This window comes from Xanthomonas sp. JL1 (genome assembly GCF_038405005.1).
The window spans coordinates 19803-43992 of record NZ_JBBYGR010000041.1 but is presented as its reverse complement, the minus strand read 5'-3'; the positions used below and the strand labels follow the sequence as shown (position 1 = coordinate 43992).

19 protein-coding genes, 2 tRNA genes, 1 other RNA gene and 2 pseudogenes are annotated in these 24190 nt (G+C 59.6%); 21 read left to right on the top strand and 3 right to left on the bottom strand.

The genetic code is table 11. The annotated features are described in order from the left end of the window. Positions 1-37 precede the first annotated feature (37 nt). From grxD to WJW29_RS08950, 13 genes are all read left to right on the top strand, one after another. Positions 38-358: a Grx4 family monothiol glutaredoxin gene (gene grxD / locus WJW29_RS09010; RefSeq protein ID WP_011259726.1), complete on the top strand. Its 321-nt coding sequence runs from the start codon at positions 38-40 to the stop codon at positions 356-358. Further along, positions 355-1098 carry an SDR family NAD(P)-dependent oxidoreductase gene (locus tag WJW29_RS09005; protein ID WP_011259725.1) on the top strand — a complete coding sequence of 248 codons (744 nt, stop codon included), beginning with the start codon at positions 355-357 and terminating at the stop codon, positions 1096-1098. Before grxD ends, WJW29_RS09005 begins: the two co-directional genes overlap by 4 nt. Beyond that, on the top strand, positions 1095-1694 hold the full coding sequence (locus tag WJW29_RS09000; protein WP_011409048.1) for a YhgN family NAAT transporter: 600 nt from the start codon (positions 1095-1097) through the stop codon (positions 1692-1694). The genes WJW29_RS09005 and WJW29_RS09000 overlap by 4 nt, the downstream gene beginning before the upstream one ends. Before the next feature lie 68 nt (positions 1695-1762). Beyond that, a non-coding RNA gene (locus WJW29_RS08995) (sX9 sRNA) lies at positions 1763-1839 on the top strand. A 612-nt stretch (positions 1840-2451) separates the two neighbouring features. Continuing rightward, a complete protein-coding gene (locus tag WJW29_RS08990; RefSeq protein WP_011259723.1) occupies positions 2452-5646 on the top strand; it encodes a TonB-dependent receptor in 3195 nt (1064 codons plus the stop codon). Positions 5647-5752: 106 nt separating this feature from the next. Beyond that, complete coding sequence (ppnN, locus tag WJW29_RS08985) at positions 5753-7138, top strand: nucleotide 5'-monophosphate nucleosidase PpnN (RefSeq protein WP_011259722.1); 1386 nt, start codon at positions 5753-5755, stop codon at positions 7136-7138. 169 nt (positions 7139-7307) lie between these two features. Next, the gene (locus WJW29_RS08980) at positions 7308-7823 is read left to right on the top strand and encodes a Tfp pilus assembly protein FimT/FimU (protein ID WP_011259721.1); all 516 of its coding nucleotides are present in this window, start codon (positions 7308-7310) and stop codon (positions 7821-7823) included. Next, on the top strand, positions 7820-8293 hold the full coding sequence (gene pilV / locus WJW29_RS08975) for a type IV pilus modification protein PilV (protein ID WP_011259720.1): 474 nt from the start codon (positions 7820-7822) through the stop codon (positions 8291-8293). Before WJW29_RS08980 ends, pilV begins: the two co-directional genes overlap by 4 nt. Continuing rightward, a complete protein-coding gene (locus WJW29_RS08970; RefSeq protein WP_011259719.1) occupies positions 8290-9456 on the top strand; it encodes a PilW family protein in 1167 nt (388 codons plus the stop codon). The genes pilV and WJW29_RS08970 overlap by 4 nt, the downstream gene beginning before the upstream one ends. A 3-nt stretch (positions 9457-9459) precedes the next feature. Beyond that, complete coding sequence (locus WJW29_RS08965) at positions 9460-9969, top strand: PilX N-terminal domain-containing pilus assembly protein (protein WP_011259718.1); 510 nt, start codon at positions 9460-9462, stop codon at positions 9967-9969. 10 nt (positions 9970-9979) lie between these two features. Then, positions 9980-13909 carry a PilC/PilY family type IV pilus protein gene (locus WJW29_RS08960; RefSeq protein ID WP_233282846.1) on the top strand — a complete coding sequence of 1310 codons (3930 nt, stop codon included), beginning with the start codon at positions 9980-9982 and terminating at the stop codon, positions 13907-13909. A gap of 12 nt (positions 13910-13921) precedes the next feature. After that, positions 13922-14371 carry a type IV pilin protein gene (locus WJW29_RS08955; RefSeq protein ID WP_042465105.1) on the top strand — a complete coding sequence of 150 codons (450 nt, stop codon included), beginning with the start codon at positions 13922-13924 and terminating at the stop codon, positions 14369-14371. A gap of 52 nt (positions 14372-14423) precedes the next feature. Then, a tRNA-Asn gene (locus WJW29_RS08950) sits at positions 14424-14500 on the top strand. Positions 14501-14549: 49 nt separating this feature from the next. Here the strand turns inward: WJW29_RS08950 and WJW29_RS08945 are convergent. Beyond that, the gene (locus WJW29_RS08945; RefSeq protein ID WP_011259713.1) at positions 14550-15092 is read right to left on the bottom strand and encodes a GspH/FimT family pseudopilin; all 543 of its coding nucleotides are present in this window, start codon (positions 15090-15092) and stop codon (positions 14550-14552) included. 138 nt (positions 15093-15230) lie between these two features. Here WJW29_RS08945 and uvrB point away from each other — a divergent pair, with 138 nt between their 5' ends. Together uvrB and WJW29_RS08935 are read left to right on the top strand one after the other, a co-directional pair. Further along, the gene (gene uvrB, locus WJW29_RS08940; RefSeq protein WP_011259712.1) at positions 15231-17252 is read left to right on the top strand and encodes an excinuclease ABC subunit UvrB; all 2022 of its coding nucleotides are present in this window, start codon (positions 15231-15233) and stop codon (positions 17250-17252) included. Positions 17253-17347: 95 nt separating this feature from the next. Further along, a tRNA-Val gene (locus WJW29_RS08935) sits at positions 17348-17422 on the top strand. 438 nt (positions 17423-17860) lie between these two features. Here WJW29_RS08935 and WJW29_RS08930 read toward each other — a convergent pair. Further along, positions 17861-18742, bottom strand: a pseudogene (locus tag WJW29_RS08930) (integrase core domain-containing protein). 41 nt (positions 18743-18783) lie between these two features. On the opposite strand from WJW29_RS08930, the gene WJW29_RS08925 reads away from it, so the two are divergent. After that, a complete protein-coding gene (locus tag WJW29_RS08925) occupies positions 18784-19014 on the top strand; it encodes an integrase core domain-containing protein (protein WP_258527716.1) in 231 nt (76 codons plus the stop codon). A 26-nt stretch (positions 19015-19040) separates the two neighbouring features. On the opposite strand, the pseudogene WJW29_RS08920 reads toward WJW29_RS08925, so the two are convergent. After that, a pseudogene (locus WJW29_RS08920) lies at positions 19041-19222 on the bottom strand (LacI family DNA-binding transcriptional regulator); the annotation flags it as partial. Between the two features lie 324 nt (positions 19223-19546). Between WJW29_RS08920 and thrS the strand changes: the two are divergent. The 5 genes from thrS to WJW29_RS08895 all read left to right on the top strand — a co-directional run bounded on the left by thrS (position 19547) and on the right by WJW29_RS08895 (position 24108). Next, entirely contained in the window at positions 19547-21451 is a 1905-nt protein-coding gene (gene thrS / locus WJW29_RS08915; RefSeq protein ID WP_011409044.1) for a threonine--tRNA ligase, read from the top strand. Between the two features lie 63 nt (positions 21452-21514). After that, positions 21515-22042 carry a translation initiation factor IF-3 gene (gene infC / locus WJW29_RS08910; protein ID WP_075239419.1) on the top strand — a complete coding sequence of 176 codons (528 nt, stop codon included), beginning with the start codon at positions 21515-21517 and terminating at the stop codon, positions 22040-22042. Between the two features lie 248 nt (positions 22043-22290). Then, the gene (gene rpmI / locus WJW29_RS08905) at positions 22291-22488 is read left to right on the top strand and encodes a 50S ribosomal protein L35 (RefSeq protein ID WP_002811096.1); all 198 of its coding nucleotides are present in this window, start codon (positions 22291-22293) and stop codon (positions 22486-22488) included. Between the two features lie 10 nt (positions 22489-22498). Further along, a complete protein-coding gene (rplT, locus tag WJW29_RS08900) occupies positions 22499-22858 on the top strand; it encodes a 50S ribosomal protein L20 (protein ID WP_003484828.1) in 360 nt (119 codons plus the stop codon). A gap of 254 nt (positions 22859-23112) precedes the next feature. Continuing rightward, complete coding sequence (locus tag WJW29_RS08895) at positions 23113-24108, top strand: phenylalanine--tRNA ligase subunit alpha (RefSeq protein ID WP_011259704.1); 996 nt, start codon at positions 23113-23115, stop codon at positions 24106-24108. Positions 24109-24190 lie beyond the last annotated feature (82 nt).

Genomic DNA, 24190 nt, shown 5'->3' with positions numbered 1-24190 from the left:
GGCGGTCGGGCCTGCCGCTCCCAGTCAGGAGAGTCCAATGCTGGTGATGGAACGGATCCAGGCCGAAGTCGAACAACACCCGATCGTGCTGTTCATGAAAGGTACCCCGCAATTCCCGATGTGCGAGTTTTCCAGCCGCGCCGTGCAGGCCCTGGTGGCCGCCGGTGCCGACCAGCTGCGCACCATCAACGTGCTGGAAGAACCCGAGGTGCGTGCGAATCTACCGCGCTATTCCAACTGGCCGACCTTTCCGCAATTGTTCATTCATGGCGAGCTGATTGGCGGCTGCGACATCACCCTGGAGTTGTTTGAAGTCGGCGAGCTCAAGCGCATCGTCAGCGAGGCCTATCAGCCGTGAGTTCGGTGCAGGCCCAGCCTCAAACCGCCGCCTTGGCGGGTCGCGTCGTGCTGATCACCGGCGCTGCCGGTGGCCTTGGCGCCGCCGCGGCACAGGCATGCGCGGCCGCAGGCGCCACGGTGGTCTTGCTTGGCCGCAAGCTGCGCCCGCTGGAACGCCTGTACGACGCAGTTGCAGCGCTGGGTAGCGAGCCGCTGCTGTATCCGCTGGATCTGGCCGGCGCAACACCAGACGACTACGCCACGCTCGCGCAACGGTTGCAGACTGAGCTCGGCGGCCTGCATGGCTTGCTGCAGTGCGCTGCCGACTTTGCCGGCCTGACGCCGGCCGAACTTGCCGCTCCCGCCGATTTCGCGCGCACCTTGCATGTCAACCTGACCGCGCGCGCGTGGCTGACCCAGGCATGCCTGCCTTTATTGCGTCAGCAGCACGACGCAGCCGTGGTGTTTGTGGTGGACGACCCCGCACGCGTCGGCCAGGCCTATTGGGGCGCATATGGCGCCGCTCAGCATGCGCAGCGCGGCCTCATCGCGAGCCTGCATCATGAAACCGCCGCTGGCCCGGTCCGCGTCAGCGGCCTGCAACCCGGCCCGATGCGCACCGCATTGCGCGCACGCGCTTTCACCCATCACGAAGACAGCGACGCGGTCGATGCCGTACGTTACGCGCCTGCATGCGTCAGCGTGTTGTCCGCCGCTGGGGCGACGCATCGCGGTGCGATCTGGAGTCCGTCGGTATGACCATTCTTTCAGCGGCGCTGCTGCTGTTCCTGATTCTCGACCCGCTGGGCAACATCCCGGTATTTCTCAGCGTGCTCAAGCCGCTGCCGCCCATGCGCCAGCGCTTCGTGCTTGCGCGCGAACTGCTGATCGCCCTGTGCGTGTTGATGGCGTTCCTGTGGTGCGGCAAATACGCGCTGGAGCTGATGCATCTGCGCCAGGAATCGGTGGCCATCGCCGGCGGCATCGTGCTGTTCCTGATCGGTATCCGCATGATCTTTCCGCGGCCCGAAGGCCTGATGGGCGAAATCCCCGACGGCGAGCCCTTCATCGTGCCGCTGGCCATCCCGCTGGTAGCCGGCCCATCCGGCATGGCCGCGGTCATGCTCATGGGCAGCAACGAGCCTACGCGGCTTTGGGACTGGAGCCTAGCGCTGATGATCGCCTGGATCGGCGCCTCGTCGATCCTCGCCTCCGCACCGCTGCTGTACAAACTGCTCGGACACCGCGCGCTCACGGCCATCGAGCGCCTGATGGGCATGCTGCTGGTTGCCATCTCCGTACAGATGTTCCTGGACGGCCTGGGGACGTACTTCAAGCTGCCGGCATCGATCTAGCGCGTTAGAGCCGCTAACAAAACGACTGCGTAGCCGCCAGGCGGGCGCGGCCGGCGCTCGGAATCGGCAGGCACCACCCTTGCACTGTGGTTCTGAGCGCGCCGTCCGCGCCCAGCTGACAGCTGCTCGCTCCGTGTTGTTAGCCGCTCTTAGTGGGGAAGAAATCCCTCGGGTCCCATCGCGTGTGTGCAGGAGCATGAGCAGGGGGGGCGCTCCAACCCATTTTCGCCTTGGTTCGTGTGCTCGCTGCCCATGAGCGCAGGCGGCTGACCAGCACGACATATCGCCAGAAAGGTAGCTGAGGCGTCTGTTACCGGATGTTGGTCGCCGCCCGTCACCTTTTGAAGTGCATATGCGCATTTTTGGTGATATCGCAGTTGGGTGTCATATTTCGAAGTGCAGTCGGCATATGACGTCGACATGCGCCGCGCGCAGACGATAGGCGACGGCAGCCATTTGATCGCTCAGATCTCTTCTGGTGCTTCAACGGCTGAAGAGATGAGACGCCCATCTCCATGCCGCTGCGACTTTGCGCAATCTGGCGCTTGCACCTTCACCTACGCAGTGCGTGTTGCAGAACGTGAACTTTGTCACGTCGCCGTCACAGGTAGGTCTTAGCTTGTTAATCTGTTGTTAAAAGTTGCAGAAGTAACCAGCCGCACGGCAAGGGACCCCAGATCATCGGCAGCCCACCCCCGGGAACGGTTGGGCTGACTGCGCCTTTCTGTCACTGCCAACCTGCATCGAGGCTACTGAAATGACCCACCCCCGTTGTCTCCGCATGTCCAAGCTGACGCTTGGCCTTGTCGCCGCGCTCGCCGCCGCTCCCGTGTTTGCGCAAAGTACCTCGGCTGGCGTTGCCGGCTTGGTGACCAGTAGTGGCGGCCAGCCCGTCCCGAATGCCGAAGTCACCATCACGCACGTGGAGTCCGGAACGGTCAGCCGCGCCACCACTGATGCCAGTGGACGCTATAACGCGCGCGGCTTGCGTGTGGGCGGCCCTTACACCATCACCATCACCGCCTCCGGTGCTGGCAACACCACCCGCGAAGGCGTGTATTTGAACCTGGACAAGGTCAATCAGGTCGATGCCGCCCTGGGTAGCGATCTGGCCACGCTGGGCACCGTGCAGGCGATCGCCGGCAACTACGGCTCGGACATTTTCAGCGCCAACAAGATGGGTACCGGCACCAACGTGACCCGCGAAGAAATCGAGTCGCTGCCGTCGATCAACCGTAACCTGCAGGACTATGTGCGCCTGGATCCGCGCGTTGCGCAAACCGACAAGGCCCGCAACGAAATCTCCATCGCCGGCCAAAATCCGCGCTACAACGCGATCCGCGTCGACGGCATCAGCACCAACGACGCCTTCGGTCTGGAATCCAACAGCCTGCCGACACCGCGCCAGCCGTTTTCGATGGACGTCATCGATGAAATCTCGGTAGACGTGGCGAACTACGACGTCACCATTAACGGTGGCACCGGCGGCGTGATTAATGCGGTCACCAAGTCCGGCACCAACGAGTTTCACGGGTCGGTCTATGGCACCTATCGTGACAACGATTGGTCAGGCAAGAATCAGAACGGTATTCGCCCGCAGCTGTTCGACAACGAAGCGACGTATGGTTTGACCCTGGGCGGCCCGATCGTCAAAGACAAATTGTTCTTCTTCGCGAATTACGAGAAGTACAAGGGCAAGGGCGTGTTCAACGGTAACAGCGGCTTTGGTCCAACTGGTTCTGGAGCTAGCAATACCGTGAACATCTCGCAGGCGCAGGTTGACGAGATCGTTGATATTTCGCGCAATGTGTATGGGTTCGACCCAGGGACGCTCGCGCTTCCTGCACTGGATTCTGACTCTGAGGAAAAGGGCTTCAAGCTGGATTGGAACATCAGCGATAAGCACCGTGGCTCGTTCCGCTATGGCAAGTCCGAGCAAAGCACTGCGAACCTCAATGGATTCAGCACCAGCTCGTTGGCATTGAATTCGTACCACTACGTGCGCGATTTCGAATTGGAGACCTACACCGCGCAATTGTTCAGCGATTGGACCGAGGACTTCTCTACTGAGGCCAAGGTGTCTTATCGCGACTATTCGGCGATACGTACCGCTGCCTCGCAGCTGCCGGCCATCAATGTCCGTGTCGGCGCTAACTCGGTCAACCTGGGTACCGAGGCGAATACCCAAGCCAATGAGTTGCGTACCAAAACTTGGAACGCCTTCTTCGCAGGCAACCTGTTTCTCAACGATCACACGGTGAAATTCGGGTTCGACTACGAAGATAACGATATTTTCAACCTGTATGGTCCGCGCGTGTTCGGCTCCTACAGCTTCGAATCGATCGCCGCTTACCGCGCCAACAGGCCTGTGTCTTACCGCTATTCGTCCTCGAATACCAGGAACATCGATGACATCGCAGCGAATTGGGGCTTGCGTAATCTTGGACTGTTTGTGCAGGACACTTGGGCGGTCAACAGTAATCTGACGTTGACCTTCGGTCTGCGTTATGAAAAACAGCTGGTTCCGAACAGCCCGCAGTTCAATCAGACCGCATTCGACGCATTCGGCGTGCGTAATGACGCTACGATCGATGGTAACGATCTGTGGCAGCCACGCTTCGGCTTCAACTACACATTCGATGCGGACCGTCCGACCCAGTTGCGTGGTGGCGTTGGTCTGTTCCAGGGTGCTGCTGCTTCTGTGTGGTTGTCCAATCCATTCTCCAATACCGGCTTGGCTTACACGGATTACAATTTCCGTAACGCATCCCAAATCACCCGTGGCAATATCCGTTTCACCCCGGATGTCAATAATCAGCCGACTGGGACCGGCGGCGCGACCCAGTCAGTCGACTTTGTCGACAAGGATCTCGGGCAGCCATCGGTTTGGAAAGCCAATTTGGCGTTTGATGCAGAGCTTCCGTGGCACGGCATCATTGGCTCTCTGGAAGGTGTGGTTACCAGGGTCAACGAGGCGATCTATTACCAGCAGCTCAATCTGGGTGCGCCGACTGCGGTTGGTCAGGATGGTCGCCAGATCTACTGGAACGCAGTTGGTCGCAACCGCGCTAACTGGGACAACCAGGGGCGTGTGTCCGGCAATGCGCTGGCGCGTGCAAATAGCGATCAGCGCTTCAATGACGCCATCATTGCGCGTCCGACCAGTGAGGGTGCGACGCAAAGCTTCACTGTTGGTTTGAACAAGCCCTTCAATGATAGCGACTGGTCATGGAGCTTGGCCTACACCTACTCAAACGCGAAGGAAGTCAGCGGTCTGACTAGCTCCACGTCGGGTTCGCAGCTGCTCAACACCGCAGCGTTCCAGGCGAATGAAGAAGTCAACGCGACTTCTGCGTATGAGATCAAGGATAGTTTCCTCGGCACCTTGCAGTGGAAGCACAACTTCTTTGGTGACTATGCCACCAAGTTAGGCCTGGTCTATCAGGGGCGAAGCGGCCGTCCGTACAGCTACACGTTCGACAACGATGCAAATGGCGATGGTCGAGCCAACGATCTGCTCTACATTCCAAAGGGGCGCGGCGATGTTCTGTTCGGAAGTGCGGCTGAAGAGAATGCATTCTGGAATTACGTGAACAACGACCAGTATCTCTCCACTCATCAGGGACAACTTGCCGGTCGTAACGCGGTGCGTAATTCGTGGGTGAATCAGTTCGACCTGCACATCGAGCAGGAACTTCCAGGTTTTTTCGATGGCAACAAAGCGCAGATCTGGCTTGACGTCATGAACGTGGGCAACTTTCTCAACAAGAACTGGGGCCGCGTGGACGAATATGCTTTCCCAGGCTTCAAGCGCGTTGTTGAATACGGCGGTATTGATGCTGCAACCGGCAAGTATGTGTACCGTTTCAACGAGCCGGCTCAGTCCACTGTCTACGACGACAAGGGCATCTCGCGCTGGGCGCTGCAGCTGGGCTTCCGCTACCAGTTCTAAAGCTGGCTAGCGTGTCGAAGTTTGCACAAACGGCCGGGGTCTCCCGGCCGTTTTCTTTTGTGCGGGTGAGTACGCTAAAGTTCTGTGTCGACGACAGGAGCATGCTATGGAACTCAGCAGTACAGCAGCGCGGGCGCTGCCGGTGGTGGATGCGCGGGTCTACCCGCGTGGTGGCCTGGATGTGTTGTCCAAGGCCGAAGTGGCCAGGCTGCGTGATGCATCCAGCGGTGGCATGCATGAGCTGCTGCGCCGTTGCGCGCTGGCCGTGCTGACCAGCGGCAGCGCATCGGACGACCCGCACGCCGCGCGCGATCTCTACCCGGATTTCGACATCCAGGTGAACCAGCAGGATCGCGGCATCCGCATCGATCTGAGCAACGCGCCGGCGATGGCGTTCGTCGATGGCGACATCATCCGCGGTGTGGCCGAGCTGCTGTTCGCCGTGGTGCGCGATCTTGCCTACATGGCCATCGAACTCGAAGCGCAACGCGCCGATCTCGATACCAGCGAAGGCATCACCAATGCCGTGTTCGGTCAGTTGCGCAATGCGCGCATCCTGCAGCCGTTGGACCCGAATCTGGTCGTGTGCTGGGGAGGGCATTCCATTTCGCGCGACGAATACCTGTACACCAAGCAGGTCGGCTATGAACTCGGCCTGCGCGGGCTGGATATCTGCACCGGCTGTGGCCCGGGCGCGATGAAGGGCCCCATGAAAGGTGCCACCATCGCGCATGCCAAGCAGCGCAAACACAGCACCCGCTACATCGGCGTTACCGAGCCAGGCATCATCGCCGCCGAATCGCCGAACCCGATCGTCAACCATCTGGTGATCATGCCGGACATCGAGAAGCGCCTCGAAGCCTTCGTTCGCATCGGTCATGGCATTCTGGTGTTCCCGGGCGGCGTCGGCACTGCAGAAGAAATTCTCTACCTGCTCGGCATCCTGTTGCGCGAAGAAAATGCGGACCTGCCATTCCCGCTGATCCTTACAGGCCCGACCATCGCCGCGCAGTACTTCGAGCAGATCGACCGCTTCATCCGCCTGACCCTTGGCGATGCAGCTGCCTCGCGCTACGAGATCGTCGTTGGCGACCCGGTCGCCGTGGCGCGCCGCATGGCCGAAGGGGTCCACGAGGTGCGCGCGCACCGCAAGGACCAAAAGGACTCGTACTACTTCAACTGGTCGGTGCACATTCCGCTGGAGTACCAGAAGCCGTTCGAGCCCAGCCACGCGGCGATGGCCGCGCTGGACCTGCATCACGGTCGCCCGGCAGCAGCCCTGGCCGCCGACCTGCGTCGCGCCTTCTCCGGCATTGTCGCCGGCAACGTGAAGGAAGACGGCATGCGCCGCATCGAGCAATTCGGCCCCTTCGAACTCCACGGCGATCCCGAGATCATGCAGGCCCTGGACGACCTTCTGCGTGGCTTCGTCGAGCAACGGCGGATGAAGATCTCGGGGGACTACCGGCCTTGTTATCGGGTGGCGACCTAGGGCTTGAGAATCTCCAAGCTATGGCCGAAAAGTGGTAGGGGAACGTAATTCGCCGGAAAGATCGTCTGCCGCATGCGTCGGTGACCCTGAAACAACCGTTCGTCCCCCTTGTGCTTGTTGCTAGGGGGCGGGCGTAGCATCTTGCACACGTCACGCTGGGGAGCGTTCAATGTCTTTTCGCCGATCTGCCGGCTTTACACTCGTGGAACTCATGATCACGATCGTCGTCCTGGCGATCTTGCTCACCATCGCTTTTCCCAGCTTCCGCGGAACGCTTCGCTCCAATCGAGTCGCGAGCAGCGCCAACGAGACCCTCGGTCTGCTGTCGGTGGCGCGCAGTGAGGCCATTCGCAATCGCCGTGGTGGCGGTGTCTGCGGCAGCGCATCCGGGACCGAATGCGACAACAATTGGGGGGCAGGAATGCTGGCCTGGGCCGATACGGATGGCGATGGGGCATTCAAAACTGGCGATACGGTCCTGCGCTTCGTCGCGATCGACACCTCACTGTCCAGCACCGGTCCTTCTGGCGCCGTGATTGCCTTCGATGGGCGTGGGCGCAGGGTCGCGTCCACCAACCAACAGATCACGCTGCAGCCGGTGACCTGCGATGGGCAGGCGCTGCGTCGCACCCTGTTCGTTAATGCCGCCGGCCAGATCACGTCTCAGAAGAGCTCCTGCCAATGATGCTCCGTCCCTTCGTTTCGCCCTCTCTCACCAGGGGATTCAGTCTGCTTGAGGTGTTGATAGCTATCGTCGTTCTCGCATTTGGCCTGCTCGGCTTTGCGCTGTTGCAGACGGCGAATGTGCGGTTCGTGCAGAGTTCCAACTACCGCACCCAGGCGACCAACCTGGCGTATGACTTGATGGACCAGATGCGAAGCAACCGCTTCCAGTCTGCCTGGTATACCGATGCCACCTTTTCCGCAAACACTGTGACTGCAGCCAGCTGCAGTCGGCCTCTCGGGAGCGTGGCCATCGCTGACAATATCTCGCGTTGGAAATGCCAGGTCGTGCGCGCATTGGGCGAAGGCGCCAGTGCAACCGTTCTCAATAATAACGGCCAGGTCACCGTTGGCATCAGTTGGGGGGATCAGCGTTGGGATGCCAATAATCCCAACGCCCAGACTACCTTCACCCTGGTATCGCAGCTATGACGCGGCGTTTTTCTAACCAACGCACTGCTGCCGGCATCAGCTTGGTGGAGATGATGATCGCGATGGTCATCGGCCTGGTGCTGATGCTGGGAGTCATCCAGGTCTTTTCTGCGTCGCGTACCGCGTCGATGTTGGCCGAAGGTAGTGCGCGTGCGCAGGAAAACGGACGTTTCGCGATGGATTTCCTCCAGCGCGACATTCGCATGGCCGGGCATTTCGGGTGCGTCAACGACCAGGCTCATTTTGTGCGCGGGGAAGGGGATCCGGCCATCAATACCGGTGCGGTCAGTGGTTCAGGTCATCCGCTGGATTTCAGCATTAGCGTGCAAGGCTACGAGGCGCCTAACACCAAGCCGCCCGGCACGCTGACCCTCGGAGATACCTGGGCAGTGCCGGTGAATCTGCCCGCTGCGATTACCAAACTCAATCCTCGCGGTGGCAGCGATATCTTGGTGTTGCGTTACCTGGCCCCGGAAGGCGTGCCGATCAAGGCGTTGACCACAGGCAGCGATAGCGTCGTGGGCTTTGATGCCACCGCCGGACTGCGTTTGACAGAAGGGGGGCAAGCGGCACCGAACGTGTTCGGAGTTGCGGACTGCGATCATGCCACGGTGTTCAAAGGCACCTATGTCAGCGGCAAGGTCACTGCCACCGGGACCAATTTGTCCAATTACTCCACACGCCCAAGCGGACAGACCATGCTCTACCGCGCCGAGTCGCTGGTGTATTACGTCGGCACATCTGCGACTTCAGGCGAGCCTGCACTGATGCGCGCACGGTCCAATGGCGTTGACGATTACGGCACGCCGGAAGAGCTGGTCGAAGGGATCGAGAACATGCAGTTGTTGTTCGGGCTCGATCAGACTGCAAACATATCCAATACCTCGCCACCGTTGGGAAACATCAGCACCCAGGCGATCGCGAGCGACGTCTCTATTAACACCGATTCCACCGCGGCGGGGCAGTGGAGACGGGTCGGGCAAGTTCAGGTTGGCATCCTGGCACGCAGTCCCGCACGTTCTACCGCCGAAGGCCCGGCAACTGCGTTGAGTTATCCCAGTGCGTTGGGCGTCTCGTTTGCGCCGCCCACCCAGACGGATGGCCGTTACCGAATGACGTACGAATCCACGATCGCCTTACGCAATCGCCTGTTCGGGAATTGACCAATGAATGCAGTCGCTCGCCGCCGCCCAATGCCCTCCCGCCCCCGTGGGGCAGTGCTCTATGTTGCCTTGATCATGTTGATCCTATTGGCGTTGATCGGGATCGCCGGCATGCAGGTGGCAGGGATGCAGGAGAAAATGGCGTCCAATTATCTGGTGACCAACATCGCCTTCCAGAATGCCGAGGGCGTGACGCGTAGGAGCGAGCGGGCGATTGAAGCCATCGCCAATCGCAAGAGCGCTCCCAGCGACGCAACGGTTGCGGATACTGATATCCAGCAAAACTGTGATACCGCATTCGATCCGGTGGCCTGGGCACGTAATAAGGCTGTGTCGGTGCATGAGGCGGTCAATGTGCGGCGCATCGAATCATGCATCATCGGGGGAGGCTCGCTCGCGATGGGCAATACGGTAGATCCGGTAACTCCCGTATATCAAATCACCACCTTCGCCAACGATGCGACGACGGATGCATCTTCGTCGGCGTCGATTGACTCCATCTTCAAGCTCTGAGGCCGTCTGCATGTCTCGTCGCATTCTCAAAACGGCTATTGCCTCCGTCGTCGTCCTGATTACGATGGGCGGTTACTTTGTCTACAACTTGATCGCGGCGCAGGGCCAAGAAAAGTTGGTGCAGGCCCCACTTAATAATGGCACTCCGGTCCCGCCGGCATTCATCGTGGTGGTGGATGATTCGAACTCGATGACTTTCGAGCGTATTTTCAAGGGCGGCGATGGGCGGCTTCAATGGAATACTAGTAACTCAAGTTTTTTTAAGGCTGACGGAAGTTTCTTTAATAGTGAGGATAACTGTCTTCGTGATTCTCAGGATTGTTATGTTTACTTATTTCCTTTTCCGGATTATAACTCGGCTTTTCCTATTGGCGTTGCTCTCCCTCCGCTGGATCAATTTGGTTTCGCAAGATCGCCCACATATAATGCAAATTATTTTGATCCTGCGATCCAGTACGATCCGTGGACCAAGGCTGATCGGACCTTGTGGAAGCAGGCTGATTTTACTGCCGCACGGGCGGATTCGCGCGATCCCGCTGTTTATGGCGACGCTAATGGCCAAATAAGAATGAGTAAGTATGGCACGATCGTCGGGCTTGGTCAGCCGAGGGAGGTGACTAGCGATAATTCATTCCGGTTCGTGATTGGTATGACGATTCCCTCTGGGACGCGATATCGGACGACAGAACCTTCCACTGCCAGGATTTGTAATTCCAATGGTTTCGATGGAGTGCGGGGTACTGGTGGGGCGTGGTCAACGATTACCTCCAATGCCCATGTTGGTGCCAATTGTTCTGTGCAAATCTCCTATATTCCTGCGACATTTTACTTGCCTGTTGCTGCTCCGGCACCGACAGGATACAATTCAAATGATGTTAATAGGCCGATTATTGCAAATGCTTGCGGGCCTGGTTGCAATATGCGGCGATATCAGATTTTGAAGTCAAATTACTTGACCACTACGGATTTTAATAACGCATCAAATAACTTTGCCAATTGGTTCCAATATCATCGTAATCGTATTCTTTCCATTATTGGTTCCGAGTCACGGACATTGGCCAATGTCGATAATATGCGGGTTGGTTACTTTACGATCAATAATCGTAAGCAGCCGATCATGTATGACATCGGCGACGATACTTCGCGTAAAACGTTGTTCGAGCAGATCTATCACCTCATACCACTTGGCGGTACGCCCAATCGTGTGGCTATCGAGTATTTGGGCCAGCAGTTCAGGCGAACCGATTTCGGAGCGCCGGTGTTGCGTGCATGTCAAAAAAACGGCGGCATGCTATTTACCGATGGTTATACGAATCCCAATGCCCAAGCCTCTCCCAATGTTCCTAGTGCGACGTATGGAAATGCCGACTCGACAGGGACTGTGAATTTTCCTGCGTTGCCATTTGCCGACGGCTATAGCGAAACGATCGCTGACATCGCTGCCAGCTATTATTCTGGTGTAAACACGCCTTTGGTGACTGGGCAGGGTTTCACCGGCGGCTTGGTGCCTGTTGACGAAAAGTGCGCAACCCTCGACAAGACATCCGCCGACTGGAAGCGTTTGGATTGTCAGAAAGATCTGCATATGAACTTCTATGCGATCACCTTGGGCGCACAGGGAAGTATTTACGAAGTCAATCAGGCGGCCACCAGGGACCCTTATGCCAATGCTCCCAACTGGAACGCTGATGGCGATCCACTGGTGAATGATGATGGCCGCGTGATCGATGAGCTCTGGCATGCCACCATCAATAGCCGTGGTCAGTTCATCAATGCCAAGAGCCCTAATGAAGTGACCGCTGCGATGCGTCGAGTGCTGTCGGCCGCCAGTGCTGCCAACTCGCCGTCTGGCACGCTGGCGTTGACGGGTGCGCGCATCGGTGCAGGCTCGTTGACCGTGACTCCTGAGTACCAGATCAGCAACAACGGCACGGATTGGTCCAGCAAGCTGAAGGCCAATCAGGTCTCGGTTGATCCGGATACGCGCGAAGCGCGCTTTACTCCGCTCTGGGAGGCATCTGCACAGATGCCTGCAGCCAGTGCACGCAATGTTTACTTCAACGATGGCAGTAATGTGCGAAAATTCGATGGCACGAGCATCAGCTTAAGCGGTCTATGTGGTTTGTCCGCGACGTTGTATCCCAGTCAATCGCTCTGCTCGCAGTCGGACCTGACCAGTCTTGGTGCAACCGCCGCGACTGCCGCCAATTATCTACTGGGTGACCGTAGTGGCGAAGTTCAGCAGGGTGGCAAGTTCCGCGACCGGAGCACCGTTCTCGGCGATATCGTCAATTCCACCCCGGTGATCAGTGCACCGGTCGACGACTATGGATATCGTGGCTTGGGCGGTACGCTGGGGACTAGCTATACCGACTATCTCAATAGCAAGCGCAATAAGGCCTATATGGTGTACGCAGGGGCCAATGACGGCATGCTGCATGCCGTCGATGGCGGCATCGACAGCACTGGTGCCGTCACCGGAGGTGGTGGCCGTGAGCGCTTTGCGTATGTGCCCGCGACGTCATATGGCCACATGGGAAATCTGTTGCTGCCCTACCAAGTCAATAAGTCATCTACGTTGCCCAATTTTGATCATCGTTACTTCGTCGATGGTCCGATTGCGGTAGGAGATACGTACTACAACAACGCCTGGCAGACGACGCTGGTCGGCACCACGGGTGCGGGTGGTCGCGGTGTCTTCGCATTGGACGTCACCAATCCGGCAAGCTTCGGCGCCAGTAGCCGTCTCTGGGAGATCAATGATCTCAGTGGCGATGCCACTGTGCGCGCGAACATCGGGCATGTGCTCGGCAAGCCCGTCATCGTTCCGGTGCGCGCGGCCAATGGAACGGTCAGCTGGAAGGCGATCTTCGGCAACGGCTATGCTAGCGCCAGCGGCAAGGCGGTGTTGTTCGTGGTCGATATCGGGACCAGTTCCACGCCGACGATTCATATGATCGAGGCAACGGAGCCGGCAGGCACAACAGCGGCAACCAAAATCAGTGGTAACAACGGACTCGGCAATCTCATTGTGTTGGACCGTATCGATAATCTGACGATCGACCCGACCACCAACAAGCCGGCTCGCACGCGCGATGGATATGCTGACACGGTCTATGCGGCCGATCTTCGTGGAGCGATTTGGAAGTTCGATCTCACATCAACCGCAACATCAGTGACCGTTCCCGCGTTCACGACAGGGACTTATTCCGAAGGTGGTTTGAACTACCGTCAGCCAATCACCGGTGGACTGCAGGCCGCTTCCGGAGAGAACGGTGGAGTTCTGGTCTTGTTCGGCACCGGTAGTTTTTCGTTTGATAAAGATAACCAGGCGAGTTCCGCGCTGCAGACGCAAAGCCTGTATGGTTTCACGGATAAGGTGGATGGGGTGATCTCCACAACCCTAACCAGGGCGAACCTGACGCCATTTTCTGTCAGCAGTGGTACTTCTGGTACTACTCGATCCCTGCAGCAAGGCAATGCCCCCTCGACGTCGCTTGGTTGGTACGTGGATCTGCCCGCCGGTGAACGATTTGTGGGTTATCCGGAACTCGTATCGGGAATCTTGTTCATGCCCACCTATGCGCCGCTCGCGATCAGCAGCGGGTGCAGTACCGATGGTGTGAACTGGTTGTTCGGGCTGAATCCGAGAACGGGCGTGGGCGCCCTATCTGGTGTGCGAATGGGCGGCATCGGAGGGTCTACGCTCGCTAACGGTTCAGCGGGCATCTCTCTCAACACCGGTGGCAATGCTCCGGTCAAGGACGTGGGCGTGTCGGTCGTGCCCAGGCTCGAGCCTAAGGTCAATCCCAAGGATGGTTCTGCGGCGCCCACTGTTCCTCCAGGTTCGGGCTGCTGGATGATCGTCAGCGTAGCCGGTGCCGCACCCATGTATGTTCCTTATCCTTGCGGCCGCCAGTCCTGGCGCCAGCTTCAGTAACGGAGATTGTCAATGCCCTTAGACCTCTCGCGCTCCCTGTCTAGGCAATTTCGCCAGCGTGCTGGCGCCGGTGGCTTTACCTTGATCGAGTTGATGATCGTCGTCGCGATCATCGGCATCCTGGCGGCTGTCGCCTACCCGTCTTACGCCGACCATGTTCGCAAGTCTCGCCGAGCGCAGGCCAAGGCCGACCTGGTCGAATACTCGCAGTTGTTGGAACGCTCGCATACGACTAACAACACCTATGCCAGTTTCAAGTTTGGAAACGGGTCGACGACCATCCAGTCGCCGCGCGAAGGTGGTACAGCGCAATACAACATCACGCTCGCGACCACGCAGTCGACCTTTACCTTGACCGCTGCCCCTCAGGGCAGCCAAGCCAACGACAAGTGCGGCACGCTGACGTTGAACCAGGCAGGGGTGAAGACGCCGAGCGCGACTGCCACTCCAGGCTGCTGGTAGCTTGTGCTAGGTGTTGCGCTGCTGCGAAGTTGCGTCTAGAATGCGCCTCCACGCCCGAATAGCTCAGCCGGTTAGAGCACTTGACTGTTAATCAGGGGGTCGTTGGTTCGAGTCCAACTTCGGGCGCCAAGATGAAACAAAAAAGCCGCGACGTGTCGCGGCTTTTTTGTTCGCCTGCTTATCGGGCCATGCAGCTCACAGAACTGGTGTAGCGGACGGTACGTGCTCTTCCCGAGTTGTTGACCACTACGTCAGCGAGTCGCCGAGCGTTGCTGCATAAGCTGATGGTGATGTTCGTGCCGCTGCTGCGGCCGTTCGGCAGGAAACGAACGATGGATCTTCCGACGGTGCTGGTGATGTCGAGGCCGCCGGTGGAGGAGGCATGCTCCACTCTGATGACGGATGCGGCGCTTTGCGGCTGTACGCCGCGCTCTGGATCCTTGAAGAGGATCCATCCGTGGCTCCAGTCGCGATCTGTTCGGCAACGAACCCCGTCCGTAGAGGGGCAAATGCTGACAGGCGCGCCTTGTGTCACGGCAAAACTTCTGGCCATCGCAAGATGTGCGGTCAGCACGTGCACGCGGGTGGTCGCTCGCTGCCACTCGATGAGGCTTTTGAAGCTAGGTATACCGATGGCTGCACCGATTCCGACGATCGCCATCACGATGAGCAACTGGACTGCGGTGTACCCTTTCGCGTTCGAATAGCTTGCTGCATCCATTGCGCCTCTCCTTGAAGTTGAGCAAGCAGTCTCAACATTGGTTGTCTGCCAAGTAACGCTGCCTCCACTTGCACGGCTGTCAGGGTTCTACCGATGTTGGCCTCCGTAAATTCGTGCAGCCTCCCCCGAGATCGTTCCATGACCGACCGTTTTCAGCTCGTATCCCCATACTCGCCAGCGGGCGACCAGCCTGCCGCCATCGACAAGTTGGTGGCCAACTTTGAGGCTGGGCTGGCCAAACAGACGCTGTTGGGGGTGACCGGTTCGGGCAAGACCTACACCATTGCTAACGTCGTCCAGCAGGTGCAGAAGCCGACCCTGGTAATGGCGCCGAACAAGACGCTGGCGGCGCAGTTGTATGGCGAGTTCAAGTCGTTCTTCCCGCACAACGCGGTGGAGTACTTCGTCAGCTACTACGACTATTACCAGCCAGAGGCTTACGTGCCGTCGTCGGACACCTTCATCGAGAAGGACAGTTCGATCAACGAACACATCGAGCAGATGCGTTTGTCGGCGACCAAGACCTTGCTGTCGCGGCGCGATTCGCTGGTGGTGGCGACGGTGTCGGCAATCTATGGCCTCGGCGCGCCGGAAGACTATTTGTCGCTGCGCCTGATCCTGTCGATTGGCGAACACATCGATCAGCGTCAGTTGATCCGTCATCTCACCGACCTGCAGTACACCCGTAACGAGTTCGAGCTCACGCGCGGCGCTTTTCGCGTGCGCGGCGAGGTGCTGGATGTGTTCCCTGCCGAGTCGGATACCGAGGCCCTGCGCATCGAGTTGTTCGATGGCGACATCGAGCAGCTGACGCTGTTCGATCCGCTCACCGGCGAGACCTTGCGCAAGCTGCAGCGCTATACCGTGTACCCGAAAACGCATTACGCCACGACGCGTGAGCGCACGTTGAGTGCGGTAGACACCATCAAAGAAGAGTTGAAAGAGCGGCTTGAGCAGCTCTACTCGCAGAACAAGTTGGTCGAGGCGCAGCGTCTGGCGCAGCGCACGCAGTTCGATCTGGAAATGATGGCCGAAGTGGGTTTCTGCAACGGTATCGAAAACTACTCGCGGCATCTCACCGGCAAGGCACCCGGCGAGCCGCCGCCGACCTTGTTCGATTACCTGCCGCCGGACGCGCTACTGGTCATCGACGAATCGCACGTGACCATTCCGCAGATCGGCGCGATGTACAAAGGCGACCGCTCGCGCAAGGAAACGCTGGTGGAGTTCGGCTTCCGCTTGCCGTCTGCGCTGGATAACCGGCCGCTGCGGTTCGAAGAGTGGGAAGCGCGTTCGCCGCGCAGCATTTACGTGTCAGCGACACCGGGTCCTTACGAGTTGCGCGAGTCGGCTGGCGAGGTTACGGAGTTGGTGGTGCGCCCGACTGGCTTGATCGACCCGGTAGTGGAGATCCGTCCGGTGGGCACGCAGGTCGATGACCTCATGTCGGAGATTCACGAACGCATCAAGCTCGGCGACCGCGTGCTGGTGACCACATTGACCAAGCGCATGGCCGAAAACCTCACCGAGTACCTGGGCGAGCATGGCATTCGGGTGCGCTATCTGCACTCGGATATCGACACCGTAGAGCGTGTGGAAATCATTCGCGACCTGCGTCTGGGCAAATTCGATGTGCTCGTCGGCATCAATCTGCTGCGCGAGGGCTTGGACATGCCGGAAGTGTCGCTGGTGGCGATCCTGGATGCCGACAAGGAAGGCTTCCTGCGGTCGACCGGTTCGCTGATCCAGACCATTGGGCGCGCCGCACGCAATTTGCGCGGCAAGGCCATTTTGTATGCCGACAAGATGACCCGTTCGATGCAGGCAGCGATCGACGAGAGCGATCGCCGCCGTGAAAAGCAGGTCGAGTACAACCTGGAACATGGCATCACGCCTGAATCTGTCGAGAGGCCGATCTCCGACATCATGGAAGGTGCGCGCGAAGATGCAGCCGAGAAGAAGTCGGGCAAGGGGCGTTCGAAGTCGCGTCAGGTCGCTGAGGAGACACCCGATTACCGCGCCATGAAACCCGCGGAAATCGCCGGCAAGCTCAAGAGCCTGGAGCAGAAGATGTATCAGCACGCAAAGGATCTTGAGTTCGAGGCCGCAGCGCAAATACGCGACCAGATCCAGAAGCTCAAAACGGCAAGCCTGGCCTAGGGCAGTGGAGTATTCGGGTGCGGGTGGGGCTTGTGGTCGATGAATCCCTGCGCTAGAATGCGCGCCCTGCACAGCGCAATGCTAGCGAGGGATTCGGGCGGTTAGCTCAGCGGTAGAGCACTACCTTGACATGGTAGGGGTCACAGGTTCGAACCCTGTACCGCCCACCACTCCAAGTCCAGATGGTACTGCGGCTTGAGTGGATTCAACATCGGCAGCGATGTCTGCCACTGACCCCAACGTGACCCAACGCAGAAGTTGCTGCAGCTTTGGCATGCGTTAGGTCAGGTTTTCTGCATGCGAATCCGAGTTGTTCTGCGCTTACGCATGCCTCGTAGCGCTGCACGTTGCGTATTGAGTCGACCCTGAAAAACCCCCAGACCACATCCATTGCAAGGCTTCATCTGCGTTTTCGGTGTACTGGAATTGCCAGTTTTCGTTACGCTACGTCCTGGTTTCTGGAAGTTTTCGCCCATGCGGACACGCCGTCCTGCCGCCGAGCAGTTGCCTGCCGATGAGCTGTTTGGTTCGCATCTGGAGAACCAGATCGACTTGCGCCATCCACTGGTCCAGCTGCGACGTTCCCCCGCCTTGAGTAGCGCCCGGGTTTAGAGTCCTGGGTTGACGATATCGGTGTTTGCCAGATATTGGGCATACGCAGCTGGTGTCATGCCGCCGATTGCGTTCTTGGGTCGGTCCTCGTTGTATTCGCGTCGCCAGCGTTCTATTTCCGTGCCTGCATGCAGTAGCGTTGGGAGCCAGTGTTCGTTGAGGCATTCGTCGCGCAGCCGGCCGTTGAACGATTCGACGTAGCCGTTCTGGTTCGGTTTGCCCGGCGGGATGAGCTTGGCTGCACACCCCGGTCATGCGCCCAGGCGACCATCGCTTTGCCGCAACACTCCTTGCCGTTGTCAGTGCGGATCATCTTCGACAGACCGCGACTGTGTGGCAACCGATCCAGCACGCGCACAATGCCGTGTCCCGAGATCGCACCCTCCACGTCGATGGCGACCGCTTCGTGGGTTGCGTCGTCCACGATCACCAGACGCCATAGCGGCGATGGCGATGCGCCAACGCACAGATGCGTTCGCGCAGTTCGCCATTGCGGTCTTCGCGCGAGCAATAGCGCAGCGCACTGGCGCTCATGCCGATCGCTGCCAACGCACGACGCTCGCTGTCACCACGCCCGATCCACTCGCGCACCAGCGTACGACGTGCCGGTGCGCTCACCACTTTTTTCGCAGCGCATCCTTGATCAGGTCGTTCTCGAACAGTTACTCGGCCAGCAACTTCTTCAGCCGCGCGTTCTCGGACTCGAGGTCCTTGAGCCGCTTGGCATCGGGCACGCTCATGCCGCCGAACTTGCTGCGCCACACATAGTACGAGGCCTCGCTGAAGCCATGCCGCCGGCACCGGTCCCTGATCGCTATGCCCGCATCGGCTTCCCGCAGGAAGCCGATGATCTGTTCTTCGGAAAAACGCTTCTTCACGTCTAATCTCCTCGGGGTAGGGAATTGGACTCCACACTGGTGTGCTACTCAAAATCGGGGGGGGGGCGTCGCTCCCACAGCAGAACGGAATGGTGGAACAGGTGATCCGGACGCTGAAGGAGCAGTGCGTGCACCGGCATCGCTTGGAGAGCCAAACTCACGCACTGCGCGTGATTGCTGACTGGATCGCCTTCTACAACCCACAGCGCCCTCATCAAGCGCTGAAGATGATGACCCCAAACGCGGCCTACGCCGCTACATTAACCGCATGACCTGTGCAGAAACCGGTGGGTCATTACAGCCGCAGCGGCGAGGGGTTCTTGTCCACCTTGTAGTTCAGCTCGTGCGCGATGCGCAGGATGCGCTTGCGGGTTTCCTCGTTGACCATTGGGGTGCCGCCAGCGCGCGCGATACCTTCGGCTGCGACACGCCGGCCAGGTAGGCGATATCCAGCGAGGTGGCTTTACCCTTGATGGCCATGGTCGGCAACGGCAGGACAAGTGGCCGGCATCATGCCATGCACCCGCCGGCGCCGTGCAGCCGTACGCAGCGGCCGGCTGATTGGTTTACCATTCACGCCCAAGACCCCTTGCGAGAAGGTGGCCCGCGCCCAGCGCCGGCCCAGCGTGCGACATGAGCACTACCACCGCCCACCGCTGATCCTTCAGTCTGCGCCAGCGCGCAGAGCGCTGCATGGCGCTGTCTCGACTCACTTCCCGCATTCCCCTCCGAGCCTGTCCAGCAATGGCCAGATCTCCCATGGCAGCCGACCGCTGCAGCCAGACCAGACCTCAATTCTTGCCCATGATCAACATCACGCTCCCCGACGGCAGCCGCCGTGAATTCGAATCCCCCGTCTCGGTGATGCAGGTCGCCCAGTCGATCGGCGCCGGTCTGGCCAAGGCCACCATCGCCGGCCGGGTCGACGGCCAGCTGGTCGATGCCAGCGACGTCATCGACCATGACGCCAGCCTGCGCATCATCACCGCCAAGGACGCCGAAGGCGTCGAAATCATTCGCCACTCCTGCGCACATCTGGTCGGGCATGCGGTCAAGCAGCTGTATCCCGAGGTCAAGATGGTGATCGGCCCGGTCATCGCCGAAGGCTTCTATTACGACATCTATAGCGAGCGCCCGTTCACGCCGGAAGACATGGCCGCGATCGAGCAGCGCATGCAGGCGCTGATCGCGCAGGACTACGACGTGATCAAGAAGGTTACTCCGCGCGCCGAGGTGATCGAAGTCTTCGCCCAGCGCGGCGAAGAGTACAAGCTGCGCCTGATCGACGACATGTCCGACGACATCACCGCGATGGGCCTGTACTACCACCAGGAATACGTGGACATGTGCCGCGGCCCGCACGTGCCCAATACGCGCTTCCTCAAGGCGTTCAAGCTGACCCGCATTTCCGGCGCCTACTGGCGCGGCGATGCCAAGAACGAGCAGTTGCAGCGCATCTATGGCACCGCCTGGGCCGACAAGAAGCAGCTGGATGCCTACATCCTGCGCATGGAAGAAGCCGACAAGCGCGACCATCGCCGCATCGGCAAGGCACAGGACCTGTTCCACCTGCAGGAAGAGGCGCCCGGCCTGGTGTTCTGGCACCCCAAGGGCTGGTCGCTGTGGCAGGTGGTCGAGCAGTACATGCGCAAGGTCTACCGCGACAGCGGCTATGGCGAAGTGCGCTGCCCGCAGATCCTGGACGTGTCGCTGTGGCAGAAATCCGGCCACTGGGACAACTACCAGGACGCGATGTTCTTCACCGAATCGGAGAAGCGCACCTACGCGGTCAAGCCGATGAATTGCCCTGGCCACGTGCAGGTATTCAACCAGGGCCTGCACAGCTATCGTGACCTGCCGATCCGCTACGGTGAATTCGGCGCCTGCCACCGCAACGAGCCGTCCGGCGCGCTGCACGGCATCCTGCGCGTGCGCGGTTTCACCCAGGACGACGGACATGTCTTCTGTCTTGAATCGCAGATCGAGTCCGAAGTCACCGCCTTCCATCAGCAGGCGCTGGCGGTCTACACCGCGTTCGGGTTCGACGACATCCAGATCAAGATCGCGCTGCGTCCGGAAAAGCGGCTGGGCGACGATGCCACCTGGGACAAGGCCGAAGCCGCGCTACGCAGCGCGCTGGGCGTGTGCGGGGTGGAATGGCAGGAACTGCCGGGCGAGGGCGCCTTCTATGGCCCGAAGATCGAATACCACCTCAAGGACGCCATCGGCCGCACCTGGCAGCTGGGCACCATGCAGGTCGACTTCATGATGCCGGGCCGCCTTGGCGCCGAGTACGTGGATGAGAACAGCCAGAAGAAGCATCCGGTCATGCTGCACCGGGCCATCGTGGGTTCGATGGAGCGTTTCATCGGCATCTTGATCGAACACCACGCAGGCGCGTTCCCGTCCTGGCTGGCGCCGGTCCAGGTCGTTGTCGCAAATATCACCGATGCGCAGGCAGACTATGTCGATGCGGTACGGAAAACCCTTGCAAATCAAGGCTTCCGTGTCAGCGCCGATTTGCGTAACGAGAAGATCGGTTATAAGATTCGCGAGCATACGCTGCAACGGGTGCCATATCTGCTCGTGGTCGGTGACCGTGAGAAGGAAAATGGCGCGGTCGCCGTGCGGACGCGTTCGGGGGAGGACCTCGGGACCATGACGGTCTCAGCCTTCATCGAACGCCTGCAGGCAGAGCAGGCAGCGTGAGCCAACCCCGGCCGGTCTGGATGATCCGGATGCGCCGGTTCGATTCCCCTGGGAGATTGCAATATCAGTACCCCTGACAACAAACAGAACCGCAAGAACCAAGAAATCCGTGTGCCGCGCGTTCGCGTGATCGGTAGCGACGGTGAGATGGTCGGCGTGTTGTCGCGCGACGAAGCGCTCGCCAAGGCCGAAGAAGAAGGCCTGGATCTGGTCGAAATCCAGCCGCAGGCCGATCCGCCGGTCTGCAAGATCATGGATTTCGGCAAGTTCAAGTTCGAGCAGCAGAAAAAGGCCAACGAGGCCAAGAAGAAGACCAAGCAGGTCGAGATCAAGGAACTCAAGTTCCGTCCGGTCACCGACGAGGGCGACTACCAGATCAAGTTGCGCAACATGCGCCGCTTCCTTGAAGAGGGCGACAAGGTCAAGGTCAACATCCGCTTCCGTGGCCGTGAAATGAGCCATCAGGAGCTGGGCCGCGAGATGGCGGCGCGGATCGAGGCCGATCTGGGCGATGAGATCGTCATAGAATCCCGTCCGCGCCTGGAAGGGCGTCAGATGGTGATGATGATCGCGCCCAAGAAGAAGATCTGAGGATTTGCTTCTGCGCTCCGACGGGCCCCGACGGGGTCCGTTGTGTTTGCAAGATCAATCAGTTGCAACAATTCCCGGCAACGGGTAGACTGCGCGGCCGGGTTTTATCGGGCGCCGTGCAAGCGGCATCAGGACCTGTCCGGATCGTGTTCGATCAAGGGCTTACAAGCAGGCAAGGGCAAGGATGGAAAGCGTAGTCGCAAGACTGCCGCCCGTGTCAGTGACAAAACACTATCAAGGACATTGCAATGCCCAAGATCAAGACCAACCGGGCGGCGGCCAAGCGTTTCCGCAAGACCGCCTCCGGCAAGTACAAGTGCGGCCACGCCAACCGTAGCCACATCCTCACGAAGAAAGCGACCAAGCGGAAGCGCAACCTGCGGCAGACGAATCACGTCCGTGCCGAGGATGCTGGCCGTCTCGATCGTATGCTTCCCTACCTCTGAGGACTGACCCATGGCACGAGTAAAGCGTGGCGTACAGGCGCGTCGCCGCCACAAGAAAATTCTGACCCTGGCGAAGGGCTACTACAACGCTCGCCGCAAGGTCTTCCGCGTTGCCAAGCAGGCAGTCATCAAGGCACAGCAGTACGCCTACATTGGCCGCAAGCAGAAGAAGCGTAATTTCCGTTCGCTGTGGATCACCCGCATCAATGCGGCTGCCCGCATCAACGGCTTGAGTTACAGCCGTTTCATGAATGGCCTGCTCAAGGCGGGTATCACCCTGGACCGTAAGGTGCTGGCCGATATCGCCGTGCACGACGCCGCCGGTTTTGCCGCGCTGGCCGAGAAGGCAAAGGGCGCGCTGGCTGCGTAAGTGCGAGTCCCTCGCAGGAGCCTGCACACCCATGTGCGGACTGCTGAAAGAAGCGAGTCATCGCGAGCGGTCGCACTGAGGTGTTACATGCTTTCGGTGAGGTGAAACGCAGAGATGCAGGGGGAAGGGCGCGAGTCCTTCCCCTTTTGCGTTTTTGCGAAGTCGCCAAGTGGGCGATGACAGAGTAATGCAGTGACAATGCGTTCCGGTGTATCCGGAAACACCGTTCGGCTAGCAGTTGAGGCGCAAGTGCAATGAGTGAGATTCAATCCCTGACCGAGCGCGCGCTGGCCGATGTTGCCGCGGCGCAGACGCCGGACCAACTGGAAGCCTTGCGTGTCGCGTTGCTGGGCAAGAGCGGCAGCATTACCGCTCAGCTGAAGCAGCTCGGTACGTTGCCGGCCGATCAACGCAAGGCTGCTGGCGAGGCGATCAATCTGTTGCGCGACGCGCTGACTGCGGCGTTGGCCGAACGCAAGAACACGCTGGAAACCGCCGCGCTGGATGCACGCCTGGCTGGCGAACGCATCGATGTCACCTTGCCCGGCCGCCGCAGCGAGCGCGGTGGTCTGCACCCGGTGACGCGCACGCTCGAGCGCATCGTCGAAATCTTCGCGCGGCTCGGCTACGAGCTGTCGGACGGCCCGGAAATCGAGGACGACTGGCACAACTTCGAAGCGCTGAATTTCCCGCCGCACCACCCGGCGCGCGCGATGCACGACACGTTCTATTTCGGCGACGGTCGCCTGTTGCGCACCCACACTTCAGGTGTGCAGGTGCGTTACATGGATGCGCACAAACCGCCGCTGCACATGATCGCGGCCGGCAAGGTGTACCGCTCCGATTCGGATCAGACCCACTCGCCGATGTTCCATCAGCTCGAAGGTCTGTTGGTGGATGAGCATTCCACTTTCGCCGATCTCAAGGGCACCTTGTCCGAGTTCGTGCGCGCGTTTTTCGAGCGCGACTTCGAAATGCGTTTCCGCCCCAGCTATTTCCCGTTCGTGGAGCCGGGTGCGGAAGTGGATATCGCCTGGCAGCAGCCCGACGGCAGCACGCGCTGGCTGGAAGTGCTGGGCTGCGGCATGGTGCACCCGAACGTGCTGCGCAACGTCGGTATCGACCCCGAGCGCTACACCGGCTTCGCCTTCGGCCTGGGCGTGGAGCGCTTTGCGATGCTGCGCTACGGCGTCAACGATCTGCGCGCGTTCTTCGAGAACGATGTGCGTTTTCTTCGGCAGTTTGCTTGACGGCGGGGATTCGGGATTGGGGATTCGCAACCGTGCCCCGGTCCGCCCCGGACTCCGTCGACGCGTTCTAGCTAATCCCCAA

Excerpts from the sequence above, each read along its gene's own strand:
- thrS (WP_011409044.1), top strand. The coding sequence starts at position 19,547 with ATGATCAACATCACGCTCCCCGACGGCAGCCGCCGTGAATTCGAATCC.
- WJW29_RS08960 (WP_233282846.1), top strand. The coding sequence starts at position 9,980 with ATGTCTCGTCGCATTCTCAAAACGGCTATTGCCTCCGTCGTCGTCCTG.
- grxD (WP_011259726.1), top strand. The coding sequence starts at position 38 with ATGCTGGTGATGGAACGGATCCAGGCCGAAGTCGAACAACACCCGATC.
- WJW29_RS08980 (WP_011259721.1), top strand. The coding sequence starts at position 7,308 with ATGTCTTTTCGCCGATCTGCCGGCTTTACACTCGTGGAACTCATGATC.
- rpmI (WP_002811096.1), top strand. The coding sequence starts at position 22,291 with ATGCCCAAGATCAAGACCAACCGGGCGGCGGCCAAGCGTTTCCGCAAG.
- WJW29_RS08990 (WP_011259723.1), top strand. The coding sequence starts at position 2,452 with ATGACCCACCCCCGTTGTCTCCGCATGTCCAAGCTGACGCTTGGCCTT.
- WJW29_RS08970 (WP_011259719.1), top strand. The coding sequence starts at position 8,290 with ATGACGCGGCGTTTTTCTAACCAACGCACTGCTGCCGGCATCAGCTTG.
- WJW29_RS08895 (WP_011259704.1), top strand. The coding sequence starts at position 23,113 with ATGAGTGAGATTCAATCCCTGACCGAGCGCGCGCTGGCCGATGTTGCC.
- WJW29_RS08945 (WP_011259713.1), bottom strand. The coding sequence starts at position 15,092 with ATGGATGCAGCAAGCTATTCGAACGCGAAAGGGTACACCGCAGTCCAG.
- WJW29_RS09000 (WP_011409048.1), top strand. The coding sequence starts at position 1,095 with ATGACCATTCTTTCAGCGGCGCTGCTGCTGTTCCTGATTCTCGACCCG.
- rplT (WP_003484828.1), top strand. The coding sequence starts at position 22,499 with ATGGCACGAGTAAAGCGTGGCGTACAGGCGCGTCGCCGCCACAAGAAA.
- uvrB (WP_011259712.1), top strand. The coding sequence starts at position 15,231 with ATGACCGACCGTTTTCAGCTCGTATCCCCATACTCGCCAGCGGGCGAC.
- WJW29_RS08955 (WP_042465105.1), top strand. The coding sequence starts at position 13,922 with ATGCCCTTAGACCTCTCGCGCTCCCTGTCTAGGCAATTTCGCCAGCGT.
- WJW29_RS08965 (WP_011259718.1), top strand. The coding sequence starts at position 9,460 with ATGAATGCAGTCGCTCGCCGCCGCCCAATGCCCTCCCGCCCCCGTGGG.
- ppnN (WP_011259722.1), top strand. The coding sequence starts at position 5,753 with ATGGAACTCAGCAGTACAGCAGCGCGGGCGCTGCCGGTGGTGGATGCG.
- pilV (WP_011259720.1), top strand. The coding sequence starts at position 7,820 with ATGATGCTCCGTCCCTTCGTTTCGCCCTCTCTCACCAGGGGATTCAGT.